The organism is Halotia branconii CENA392 (assembly GCF_029953635.1).
Lineage (GTDB): Bacteria > Cyanobacteriota > Cyanobacteriia > Cyanobacteriales > Nostocaceae > Halotia > Halotia branconii.
Map to the genome: position 1 here is coordinate 58,861 of NZ_CP124543.1, position 11,762 is coordinate 70,622.

Sequence of the window (11,762 nt, forward strand, 5' to 3'; positions counted from 1 at the left end):
AATGCAAGCACTGCCCTACACGTACTGTTTAAATTGCTAAATTGTATATCTAATCTTTTATTTTAAACTTAATACTTGCATTTACTACTCTCTCTAGAGAGTAGTTATGCATAAATCATACTGAAAGTAGAAAGCTTGCTCAAGCTACATCTTTTTTTTGGCAGATGTGGATTTTTTGTAAAACTTTTATTCTGTAATGTTATAAACCTTTAGTGGTAGAAAAATTGTATGAGTTGGTTAAAAAGACTTTTTGGATTAGAAAAACCTCAAAATGCACAAGTAAATCCTACTCCCCAAGCAGTACCGCAAGCTACTACTACTAATGCTGCCTCTACTGCTACGCAATCAATTCCCCCAGAGCGTGTAGGATTGAACGGAGAATATGACCAAAGTGGACTGGCAAAACGGGTAGCATTGGCATTTGATCAAGACCAGCAACTTGACGATGTTGATACTCTTTGGGTAGCTCAAACAACCAGCACTGTAGTCTTAAAAGGCAAAGTTCCCAGTCAGGAAATTCTGAACAAGATGGTTTCTGTAGCACAATCAGTGGATGGGGCTACAAATGTTGATACTAGGGAAGTTACTATTGGCTAGTAACACTGGGCAAAAGTCAAGGCTTTGGCTAATTTACCAGTTGCTCATGTGGTCGATTGCTGGGTGTCGTCAAGACATCCACCAATCCAATTTAAAATCGCTTGATTTACTTGATCTGGGCATTCATCGTGGGGACAATGACCTACATCTTCTAACTGAAGTATTTGTAATTTATCGTTGTACTGAGCAAATCGATTAGCAAGTGTAGGAGGAACGAATCGGTCTTTTTGCCCCCAAATTAATAGCATTGGTATTTTTAAATTTGGTAATAATGCCTTAACACTAGGACTAAAATTAACAGCGATCGCAGCTTTAAACAAGGCACTAAAAGCACGAGCAGCACCTCGGTCTTGGGGAGGGCTAGCTAAAATCTCTATAAGTTCATCGGTAATTGCCTCTGGATGAGCGTAAGCAATTCCAGCCCAGCGACGCAATATACTAGGACGGCGTACGAAGTGAAATATCGGTTTTAATATCAGCGGAGAAGCAACAATATTTTTAATGGTTTTGACCAAAGGTCGCAAATAAGGCGGAATCGCTTCTTGTTCTAATGAGGGATCAGGTAAACTCATCATCACTATCCCTTGCACCATATCAGGATGGGCAGCAGCGGCGGCCAAAGCAATCAGCGAACCGTTAGAATTTCCTATTAATATTACTGGTTGACGAATAAAAGCTTTCCAAAATTCGTATACTTGCTCTACCCACAGTTCTATGCTGTAATTCACAGGGGCTTTTTGGGAAGCACCAAAACCTAGCATATCTAAGGCGTAAACTGTGTGGTGTTCTCCCAACACCTCTAAATTATGTCGCCAATGACCAATAGAAGCACCAAACCCGTGTAGTAAGACTAAGGGTGTTGTTTGTCGATTGTCTTGAGCAGGTCGAATGTAAGTATAACGAGTTTGCCAACCTCGCCAAACCCAATCTCTTTGATTCCCAACTCGTTGCTGCCAGTGTACCGTAGTGGTCACACTTTCCTCCGAATTTATCAATAAGTTAATTAAATACTATCTAATGTTTTGTAGTCAGGACTTTAGTCCTGGATTTTCAAACTCTAAAGTTTTGACTACTAAATACAGTACTCGACCCTGCGGGAACAACTTCATCGGACGGGAAGTCCCTTCTCTACGAAACGCTATACGAACACGTTGACGTTATCAGAAGTTAGTCTGATTAGTCTGAAGGAGGTAATAAAGAAGCTACAAAGCTGATTGGATAAGAGTCATAAGCACGTAGTTCTTTCTGAAAATTAGGTAATTTACTGGGCTGAAAACGCATCAATTCATTATTGCTTCCAGCCAAAGTTAAAGACCTCTGCTCTATTAGCAAAATAGGGATTGCTTCTTGAAATCTTTAAAAAGTGAATGCATAAAATGATAGAACCAAACTGTATCTAATTAACAGAGAGTTAAATCTCTCAAATCTAGTCAAATTAGAAATTATGAAGGTGAATGATGACAAGCTTTACTCAAGTCTGCTTACATAAAGACCTACTGCATCCAGTCCGTGAGTGGTTAGAAAATATTGAAGTTCATAGCCCTAAACTAGCTCATCTGTTGTGCAAAGTCATCCCAGCTCAATGTCCCTTTGAACGTGATATTAAACTGTTTGGTCGTCAGCTATTTCACATTCCGCCAATGTGTAAATTAAATCCTTTCTATGAACAAGTAGTAACTCTGCGTTTTAGAGCGCTCTGTTATCTTGCAGATGAATGTGGTGAAGATGTCACAGCCTATTGCTAAAGCTAGATAATTGCTTGATGCAGCGTATCGGTAATTACAGATTTACAGTTGTAACCGACTTAAGTCTATACTAAGCTAACATAAGCCTAATTAGATGTCTGGCTATTTAGTAGCTAGTACCTTTCTAAAGTGTTACCAATCTGTGTTATTTACCATACCTTGCTGAAATCATTAACATCATCATGACGCACATCTTACTGGTTGAAGATGAAGTCAAACTGGCGCGATTTGTAGAACTAGAACTGAGTTACGAAGGTTATCAAGTCAGCGTCGCCTACGATGGATTAACTGCGCTTACCGCAGCGCGGGAATTACGTCCAGACTTAATCATTTTGGATTGGATGTTGCCTGGTTTATCAGGCTTAGAAATTTGCCGTCGCCTACGAAGTACTGGCGATAAAGTGCCGATAGTTTTATTAACTGCTAAAGACGAAGTAAGCGATCGCGTTGCAGGTTTAGACGCTGGTGCTGATGATTATGTAGTCAAACCTTTCAGCGTCGAAGAATTATTAGCCAGAGTCCGCGCTCATCTGCGAAGAAATCAAGAAGCAGATGCCGCAGATATTTTAGAATTTGAAGATTTGAGTTTAAATCGTCGCACGCGAGAAGTATTTCGGGGCAAGCGGTTAATTGATTTAACTGCCAAGGAGTTTGATTTACTAGAATATCTACTCATTCATCCACGACAGGTAATTACCCGCGATCGCATTTTAGAAGAAGTCTGGGGTTATGACTTCATGGGTGATTCCAACATTATCGAAGTTTACGTTCGCTACTTGCGTCTAAAGCTCGAAGCCAATAACGAAAAGCGCCTCATTCAAACTGTGCGTGGTGTCGGCTACGCCTTGCGTGAGTAGGGACTAGGGACTAGGGACTAGGGGTTAGAGATTTGGAAACAGATATAGTCATTCATAAAATTTTTTCAATCTCTAAAAGACCATTCAGAAAGTAAATATTAAGTAGGGTGTGTTACGGCTTAAAGTTTACTTTATAAATAAGCTCTAAACTCCTAGTCCCTAACCTCTAGTCCCTAACCTCTAGTCCCTAGCCCCTAGCCTCTAGTCCCTAGTCCCTAACCTCTAGTCCCTAATTTGAAGATTATCCCGTTCTCAGCAAAATCTCATGTAATTGATAGTTAGTTATATTAGGATGCACGGAGTTGATTCTATACGAAAATACAAAAAATTTAGACTACAATGACCTATCTAGAAACAGCAGCGCAATTCTACCGCGAAGTTGCCCAAACCCCGCAAGTGGGACTTTGCTGCGTTCAAAGTACGCCCCTGCAATTACCAGGATTGAAAGTTCCCTGTCAGATGCAGGAGATGAATTATGGTTGTGGTACTACTGTTCACCCCACGGAACTCTCAAACCAACCCACGGTGCTTTATGTCGGTGTTGGTGGTGGTTTAGAGGCATTACAATTCGCTTATTTTTCCCGTCGTCCAGGTGGTGTAATTGCCATTGAACCGGTTGCTGCTATGCGAGAAGCCGCCGCCCGCAATCTGGAAATTGCCGCTACAGAAAACCCCTGGTTTGACACCAGTTTTGTGGAAATTAAAGCAGGTGATGCTTTTAACTTACCTGTGGCTGACGCTGCTGTTGATATTGTCGCCCAAAATTGCCTTTTCAACATTTTTGAACCAGAAGATTTAACTCGTGCTTTACTAGAGGCATATCGAGTATTAAAACCAGATGGACGCTTGCAAATGAGCGATCCGATTGCCACGCGCACAATTCCCGAACATCTACGACAAGATGAGCAGCTACGAGCCATGTGTTTATCCGGGGCGCTCACATACGATGAGTATACTGAACGCATCATTAATGCTGGCTTTGGTCAAATTGAAATCCGCGCCCGTCGTCCTTATCGTTTGTTAGATTCTCAAACTTATAAATTAGAAGAAAATTTACTACTAGAAAGTTTAGATTCTGTTGCTTTCAAAGTCGCTATTCCAGAAGATGGTGCTTGCATCTTCACAGGCAAAACGGCAATTTATGCTGGCACAGAATCTTTATTTGATGATTCAGCAGGGCATCTGCTTCAGCGTGGTATTCCCGCAGCAGTTTGTGATAAAACCGCTGCTAAATTTGCAGCTTTAAAACCAGGAGAAATCATGATTACTGATTCTACTTGGCATTATAGCGGCGGTGGTTGCTGTTAATTTTAGTAAGCCCCAATGTTTTTAATTAGTTTATTTCTGTCTACGCTTTTTTTAGCTTACTCTAATGGAGCTAACGATAATTTTAAAGGTGTAGCAACACTGTTTGGTAGCCGAACAACTAGCTATCAAACAGCTATTTTATGGGCAACTTTTACAACTTTTGCTGGTGGATTGGCTGCAACTTTTTTTGCCAGTACACTAGTGAGAAATCTTTCTGGCCAAGGAATATTGCCAGATGCGATCGCCAATGCTCCAGAGTTTCATGTTGCAGTGGCGATCGCCTCTGGTTTAATGGTGCTAGTTGCTGCTCTAACAGGATTTCCCATTTCCACAACTCATAGCTTGACAGGCGCGCTGTTTGGTGCTGGTTTAGTGGCGATCGGACTCAAAGTTAATTTTGTAGCTTTGGGAAGTTTATTTATTTTACCCTTATTTCTCAGTCCCATAATTGCTATTTCTTTAACAGCAACAATTTATAGTTTATTAAAATATAGTAATTATCAATGGAACTTAGAAGCTAATCAAAAAGCAATTGATGCTTGTCACTTTATTAGTGCTGGCATAATTAGTTTTGCTAGAGGATTAAATAATACACCCAAAATTGTGTCGCTGATTGTGATTATTGAGTATTTCTCAATCCAAGGAGGGATGATTACGGTAGCAATGGCAATGGCACTTGGTGGTTTACTCAATTCTCAACAAATTGCTGCAACCATGAGCGAAAAAATTACTGCCATGAACCAAATTCAGGGTTTATCTGTCAATATAGTAACAGGACTACTTGTGATTGCTGCTACTCAATTTGGGCTTCCTGTTTCTACTACTCAAGTTTCTGTATCTTCTATTTTTGGTGTAGGACTAATTGAGAGAAAAACTAATGTAAGTGTTTTTTACAAACTTTTAATTTCATGGGTTTTGACTTTACCTACTGCTGCCATTATTAGTGGAATAACCTACAGATTGTTGCAAGGATAAAACCATCGAATAAATCTTGTCCATAGTTTGAGAAAAATTAACCAATGCAGACTATATCAATTACACCATTCAAAAATAAATTAAATTCCCCCTTAACAAAAAAAGGTATTACTGTTTTACAAATTAATTTAGGTAAGCGCTGTAATCTTGCCTGTACACACTGTCATGTCGAAGCTAGTCCCAAACGTACAGAAGAACTTTCTCCAGAAATTTGCCAACAGTTGATTGAGCTAATTCATAAATTTCCGGAAATTAAAATTGTGGATTTGACTGGTGGCGCACCAGAAATGAACTATGGATTTAAGCCATTAGTAGAAGCAGCAAGGGCAACTAACAAACAGGTAATTGTCAGATCTAATTTGACCATTTATTTTGTAGATGGCTTTGGTGATTTACCTGAATACTTCGCTCAACATCAACTAAGAATTGTAGCTTCTATGCCTTGCTACCTTGCAGACAATGTTGATAAAATGCGGGGTTATGGTGTCTTTGATCATTCAATTCAAGCTTTGCAATGGTTAAATAAACTTGGCTATGGAAAAGAACCAAATTTAATTTTAGATTTGGTTTACAATCCCCAATTACCCACAAGTGAAAAATTCTCTTTAGCTCCCGAACAGACTAACTTAGAACGAGACTACAAAATGTTTTTACAAGAACATTTTGGTATTATTTTCAATCATCTCTTCACTATTACTAACTTACCAGTTGGTAGAACTAGAATGCATTTAGAACGAAAAAAATTGTACGCTAGCTACTTGCAGTTTTTAGAGTCACATTTTAATAACGACACAATTGACCATTTGATGTGTCGTGACCAACTTTCAATTGATTATCTGGGTAATGTGTATGATTGCGACTTTAACCAGATGATAAATCTGCCGGCGAAAACTGTTAATGATGAAACATTAACAGTTACGAAATTGCTAGAAACTGGTAGTTTAGACTTGATTAATGAAATCCAAACTGCGCCATATTGCTATGGTTGTACTGCTGGATGCGGTTCTAGTTGTGGTGGTGCTTTGATATGAAGTTCAATGCGTTTATGTTATTGAAAAATAACTTTGTAACAAATTTCGTTACACTTTTACTACTATTCATCTCATGAGATTATGATGGGATGAACTAAATCTCCTCACACCACACCAAAAAGCCGTAGAAATTTTGATAATTTTACGGCTTTTATTTTTTATTGGAGATAAGAGCAGTAATTAATTATATCGTGTGCGGTTAAAGACTTGTCATCAAAACCGCAGAGGGCAGGAGACACAGGAGAAAAAGAGGAATTGGGAACAAGGAGAATTGGGCAAAGAACTGTCCCCCTGTTCCCTTGTCTTTCTTGCTCTTTTAAGCTAGAGGGCAGAAGGCAAGATTTGTTATAGATTGAAGATGGGTACGCCGCTTCAAAAACTAATCAACACAAGGAGATGGTTGTGAAGAAACTGATTAAGTGGCTCAGGAAAATTATCCAATACATCCTTGAGCAGTTTTCACCGCAACCCGAACAAATTTCAGTACCAAAGCCTCGTCCTGTCAGCATTCCTATTCCTACTGTTTCTCCCCGTTGGCAGTCTGGTTTGGTACTTGTGTGTTCACAATGTGCCAATGAGCAGCTTGTTAACTCCCATCGCCCTAACAGGAACTCAACGGCTGCTGAAGACCTAGAAAATTGGTTGAAATCTCGGCTGAAATCTGAAGGATTGTGGGGTGCATATCGAGTTGTTAGCACCAGTTGTTTGGGAGTTTGTCCAAAGGGACGGGTGACTGTAGTTGTTGGTAGTGATGCGGGCGGCAAAGGTCTATGCTTAGTTGTCAATCCCCGAAGCGATCGCGAACGTCTTTACTCATATATTAAGCAGAAATAGGGCATGGACAGTTATCAGTTATCAGTTATCACTGTTTACTGCCCCCTACCTCCCCTGCTCTCTAATCCCTAAGTCCCGAAAAGCGCTATAACGACGCGACGCATTTTATAGATCTAATCTCCATAACATCTGAGATGTAACAAGTACCTCCAAATTTGTTGAGCAGTGGTTTGATGTTTTCGACTACAGGCTTGACGTACTCTGGCATACAAAACGCAATAATGTAAACGTTATCGAGCATTGTCATGTCTAAATCTTCCGCCGTACCTCGTAACCCTTTGCCTGCAACATTGCGGATTACTGCATGACCATGTACACCTGATTTATCTAAACCATCTAAAATTCTGCTCAACTCAAACGCATTGGCAATAATTTCTATCTTTTTGACTAGGTGCATATCATTATCTCCAAAATAGGTTAATTCCGTACTGATACAACGGAATACCTACAATAATATTGAACGGGAATGTCACTGCTAGAGCAGTAGAAACGTACAGGCTGGGATTTGCTTCTGGAACAGTTAACCGCATAGCCGCTGGGACAGCAATGTAAGAGGCGCTGGCGCATAATACGGCGAATAAGAGTGAATCTCCCTGAGGCATACCAATGATTTTGGCAATTACTAATCCAACACCTGCATTGACTATTGGAATTAGTATGGCAAATAAAATCAGGAAAACTCCGGTTTTTTGCAAGTCTTTAATTCTTCTGGCGGCGACTAATCCCATATCCAGTAAAAAGAAGGTGAGAACACCATAAAACAACCCTTGGGTAAAGGGTTCTAATACTTGCCAACCATGCTCTCCCGTCAATACACCAATTATTAGGCTACCAACCAACAAAAAGACTGAACTATTTAAAAAAGCCTCTTGCAGAACTTCCGGCCAGGAAAACTCTCGCTTTTCGTCAACAGTGAATATATTCACCAAGATTAGACCAACAATGATCGCTGGAGACTCCATCAGGGCAAGGGCTGCCACCATATAACCATCAAAATTAATGCCCAGTTCACTCAGAAAAGCACTAGCAGTAATAAAGGTGACAGCACTAATTGAGCCGTAGGTAGCAGCGATCGCCGCTGCATCGTAAGTATCTAGCTTCCACTTCAGAATAAAAAATGTATAAACTGGGACGATGCAAGCCATCAATATCGCTGCCAAAAGCGTGAGAACTACTTCTTGAGTAACGCCGCTTTTAACTAGTTCTACTCCTCCTTTAAAACCAATCGCAAACAGCAGATACAGCGATAGAAGTTTGGGAATCGGGGCAGGAATTTCCAGATCGGACTTGACAAAAACAGCAGTCATCCCTAAAAAGAAAAAGAGGACTGGCGGATTTAGAAAATTGGAAATAATCAAGCTGACATCCATTTCCACCCCTCCTCATACTGATGAAATCGGCAATTCCAAAAATTTTTCATCTTAAAAAATTTAACGGCTCAATCATGATGTATCGTGTATTGCTACCTCATGTCAATTGGGTAAGCAAGTATCTCGAATGCAATTAGTAAGCTGCATCGTTAAATATGAGTGCAAAAATATGTTTTGGGAAAAATCGCGTATAAATTAGAACTAATTATGTTACCTTTTTATGGCATTAATTGTTTTTGTCCTCTGCAAATATTAAGTAATACCGTTTCACTTAATAATTGATACAAATAGGCAGCAGGGGAGCAGGGGGAAAGAATTAAAGACCAATCATCTATTTCAAGTATTTCGTGAAATAAATGGTATAACCTAGAGTAAATAAAGACACTTTGACAAAAATTTAGATGCCTTTTGGTCTGGAGTTAAGACAAGTCTCAACTCTAGTAATACAGCTTGGCGTAAATAAACCACCAATTCTCAATGAATCAAAAGCTTACGCTGTATTCATTTTTAATTTTTAATTTTGCGTAGCGGTACTAATCCACTTCCTGTAATGTGAAATAGAAAGTACTACCTTCGCCGTAGGCTGACTCCACCCAGATTTTACCTCCATGTCGCTCGACAATTTTTTTAGTGATGGTCAATCCTGCGCCAGTTCCGCCACCATATTTGCTGAGTCCGTGCAGTCGTTTGAAAATGCGGAAAATCGCCTCAAAGTGTTTTTCTCGAATGCCAATGCCGTTATCTCGCACGTAGAATATCACTGGTGGATTTGGATGGTCAATATAACCGATTTCAATCCATTTTTTGGCTTTATCGTTGTATTTAATGGCGTTGGCAATAAGATTATTGAAGACTTCGCCTACTTGGACGCGATCGCAATACACTGTTGGTAATGGTCTGGGAATACGAATCTCTACCTGCATCTCTTCAATTCTGGCACTCAACAAATCTAAACTGCGACGAACAACACCATTAAAATCAGTCTGCTGCATTGAGAGATCCACTCTGCCCAAGCGCGAAAAATATAGCAACGAATCGATTAAATCCTCCATGCGCTGGGTGAGACGAATCAGAGTTCTGAGCTTTTCTTTACCTTCATCGTTTATGGTTTGACCGTAATCCTCAATCAAAAAATTAGAATAATTATGAATACCCCGTAGTGGTTCCTTCAAATCATGAGAAGCAATGTAGGCAAAAGCATCTAATTCATGATTGCTGCGTTCTAATTCGATATTTAGCTGTGCTAGTTCATCTGCTTTCCGCAGCACTACGCCAATAATTGCACTTCTCAATTCCAGTGCTGCATCCACTTCACAAGATTTCCAAGGCCGTGACTTGAATTGCACTATTTCTTTCCACAATTCAAACGACTTGCGGGGTGATAGGCGCAATCCTCCATTTGCTGTTACTTCTACAGGTTTATTCGGGTTTCCGCCCCAATTTATAGTTCTTACTACTTCTGGGCGAAACCACAAAACATAATTTTTTTGAGTTTTAGAAAAGGAAAACGTCATCAAACCGCTGGCTACATCCCGAAATTTTTCAGCCTGGGGATAAACTTGTGAAAGTGCATCGGTGTAAAAAATATCCTCACGCAGATTTTGATAAAGCCATTCGACTAAATCTTGTAAATCCTGTTTTTCTGGAGTGTTACCAACGGTAAAATATTCTCCAGAAAAACAGACTGCTGCTCCTTGAGCGTTCACAAGATTCAGGAGATTAGGCTCGTAGTTAATTAAACCCTCAATAAAGTTTTTTTCTGCCGACATAAATTCAATTAACTTGCTGTGGACAGATTTCAATGTAATTTTATATTCGCTATCTTCACTATCTTCTTTTGTACCCAGTTCTAAAGATGTCATTTGTCCTAAAAATTCACAAGCATTGCGAATTTCATAAGGAATATATTTAGGTGATTGATGATGACAAGCAATTAGTCCCCATAGTTTTTTATTTTTCATAATCGAAATTGACATTGATGCCTTTACACCCATATTGTGCATATACTCAACATGTAAAGGTGAGACACTCCGCAATACCGACATACTTAAATCTAAAGGCTGCTCAGTCTCTGGGTTATTTATAGGCACAATTGCTGCTGATTGGTAGCCAGCATCAGGTATCAGCCTTAGCCAGTTTTGGCTGTAGAGTTGTCGGGCTTGATGAGGAATATCAGAAGCAGGGTAATGTAAGCCTAAATAAGCAGTAAGATATTCTGGCTTTTCTTCTGCAATAACGATGCCATTCCAATCATCATCTAATCGATAAATCATCACCCGATCAAAGCCAGTGATCTTTTTAATTTCTTTAGCAAGAATTTGACTTAATTTTGTGACAGTGGCTGCACCTTGTAACTTCGACATTGCCAGCTTCACTAAGTGATAAAATCTAAAAAATGCATTATCTTTTTCTGAAAATGCAGGTTCTAGTTCCAAGATTAAAACTTGATGGGAACGATGAACAATTCCATCAAAATGTATAGTTTTATCACCAGATTTTATAGTAAATTCAATTGGATTAACAAATGATAAATTTTCTTGAGATAAACAATCTTGTAGTAAATGAACTTGCTCAGATTCAATCAACTTGTGTAAAGGTTGATTTAGCAATTCTTCAGGATGAAGACCAAAAAAATTAAATATATTATTACTAACTTGCAGGATAGTTAAATCCGCTTCTTTTAACGCTAAAAGGATACCATGTGGCTGAATTGAGCCAGGAATATGAATTGGTTCGCGATCGCAGTTTGTGAGATCAACTTGAAAGGGAATGGTAATATCATTGTTACTGTTCACTTTTTAGTACCAATAATTATAAGTATGCCTGAACCAAAGACAACCTTTAATCTGCTTGGACAATTGTCAGGTTAATACACGTCTATAAGCATGTAATTATAAGATGATAATCATGTATGCAAATAAGATTTTCGCATTAAATTACTATTTATTAAAGGGAGATTGATAAATGTAATAAAACATAAACATATATAAAATTTACCTTAGGCAATAATTAAAATGCCAGAGAACAATTAGCCAAAAAACGAAG

Annotated in this window: 11 protein-coding genes; 7 read left to right on the forward strand and 4 right to left on the reverse strand. The window is 39.1% G+C overall.

Annotation, left to right across the window (positions count from 1 at the left end):
* Positions 1 to 228 precede the first annotated feature (228 nt).
* On the forward strand, positions 229 to 597 hold the full coding sequence (locus QI031_RS00350; protein WP_281483267.1) for a phospholipid-binding protein: 369 nt from the start codon (positions 229 to 231) through the stop codon (positions 595 to 597).
* A gap of 44 nt (positions 598 to 641) precedes the next feature.
* On the opposite strand, the gene QI031_RS00355 is transcribed toward QI031_RS00350, so the two are convergent.
* Positions 642 to 1,571 carry an alpha/beta fold hydrolase gene (locus QI031_RS00355; RefSeq protein ID WP_281483268.1) on the reverse strand — a complete coding sequence of 310 codons (930 nt, stop codon included), beginning with the start codon at positions 1,569 to 1,571 and terminating at the stop codon, positions 642 to 644.
* Between the two features lie 483 nt (positions 1,572 to 2,054).
* On the opposite strand from QI031_RS00355, the gene QI031_RS00360 reads away from it, so the two are divergent.
* The 6 genes from QI031_RS00360 (at position 2,055) to QI031_RS00385 (ending at position 7,347) form a co-directional block, all read left to right on the forward strand.
* Complete coding sequence (locus tag QI031_RS00360; RefSeq protein ID WP_281486167.1) at positions 2,055 to 2,342, forward strand: Mo-dependent nitrogenase C-terminal domain-containing protein; 288 nt, start codon at positions 2,055 to 2,057, stop codon at positions 2,340 to 2,342.
* A 182-nt stretch (positions 2,343 to 2,524) separates the two neighbouring features.
* Entirely contained in the window at positions 2,525 to 3,199 is a 675-nt protein-coding gene (locus QI031_RS00365) for a response regulator transcription factor (protein WP_281483269.1), read from the forward strand.
* A 339-nt stretch (positions 3,200 to 3,538) separates the two neighbouring features.
* Positions 3,539 to 4,507, forward strand: a complete 969-nt coding sequence (arsM, locus tag QI031_RS00370; protein WP_281483270.1) for an arsenosugar biosynthesis arsenite methyltransferase ArsM — start codon at positions 3,539 to 3,541, stop codon at positions 4,505 to 4,507.
* Between the two features lie 15 nt (positions 4,508 to 4,522).
* On the forward strand, positions 4,523 to 5,482 hold the full coding sequence (locus QI031_RS00375; protein ID WP_281483271.1) for an inorganic phosphate transporter: 960 nt from the start codon (positions 4,523 to 4,525) through the stop codon (positions 5,480 to 5,482).
* Positions 5,483 to 5,526: 44 nt separating this feature from the next.
* Entirely contained in the window at positions 5,527 to 6,513 is a 987-nt protein-coding gene (gene arsS / locus QI031_RS00380; RefSeq protein ID WP_281483272.1) for an arsenosugar biosynthesis radical SAM (seleno)protein ArsS, read from the forward strand.
* Between the two features lie 402 nt (positions 6,514 to 6,915).
* Positions 6,916 to 7,347, forward strand: a complete 432-nt coding sequence (locus QI031_RS00385; RefSeq protein WP_281483273.1) for a (2Fe-2S) ferredoxin domain-containing protein — start codon at positions 6,916 to 6,918, stop codon at positions 7,345 to 7,347.
* 85 nt (positions 7,348 to 7,432) lie between these two features.
* Here the strand turns inward: QI031_RS00385 and QI031_RS00390 are convergent, their stop codons facing one another.
* From QI031_RS00390 to QI031_RS00400, 3 genes are all read right to left on the reverse strand, one after another.
* Complete coding sequence (locus tag QI031_RS00390) at positions 7,433 to 7,744, reverse strand: P-II family nitrogen regulator (RefSeq protein ID WP_281483274.1); 312 nt, start codon at positions 7,742 to 7,744, stop codon at positions 7,433 to 7,435.
* A gap of 4 nt (positions 7,745 to 7,748) precedes the next feature.
* Positions 7,749 to 8,717, reverse strand: coding sequence for a sodium-dependent bicarbonate transport family permease (locus QI031_RS00395; RefSeq protein WP_281483275.1), 969 nt, complete (start codon positions 8,715 to 8,717; stop codon positions 7,749 to 7,751).
* 533 nt (positions 8,718 to 9,250) lie between these two features.
* Positions 9,251 to 11,512, reverse strand: coding sequence for a sensor histidine kinase (locus QI031_RS00400; RefSeq protein WP_281483276.1), 2,262 nt, complete (start codon positions 11,510 to 11,512; stop codon positions 9,251 to 9,253).
* Positions 11,513 to 11,762 lie beyond the last annotated feature (250 nt).

What these genes read in the sequence shown, in the direction of transcription:
- arsS (WP_281483272.1), top strand. Translation starts at nt 5,527, where the DNA reads ATGCAGACTATATCAATTACACCATTCAAAAATAAATTAAATTCCCCC.
- QI031_RS00350 (WP_281483267.1), top strand. Translation starts at nt 229, where the DNA reads ATGAGTTGGTTAAAAAGACTTTTTGGATTAGAAAAACCTCAAAATGCA.
- QI031_RS00395 (WP_281483275.1), bottom strand. Translation starts at nt 8,717, where the DNA reads ATGGATGTCAGCTTGATTATTTCCAATTTTCTAAATCCGCCAGTCCTC.
- QI031_RS00390 (WP_281483274.1), bottom strand. Translation starts at nt 7,744, where the DNA reads ATGCACCTAGTCAAAAAGATAGAAATTATTGCCAATGCGTTTGAGTTG.
- QI031_RS00365 (WP_281483269.1), top strand. Translation starts at nt 2,525, where the DNA reads ATGACGCACATCTTACTGGTTGAAGATGAAGTCAAACTGGCGCGATTT.
- arsM (WP_281483270.1), top strand. Translation starts at nt 3,539, where the DNA reads ATGACCTATCTAGAAACAGCAGCGCAATTCTACCGCGAAGTTGCCCAA.
- QI031_RS00375 (WP_281483271.1), top strand. Translation starts at nt 4,523, where the DNA reads ATGTTTTTAATTAGTTTATTTCTGTCTACGCTTTTTTTAGCTTACTCT.
- QI031_RS00360 (WP_281486167.1), top strand. Translation starts at nt 2,055, where the DNA reads ATGACAAGCTTTACTCAAGTCTGCTTACATAAAGACCTACTGCATCCA.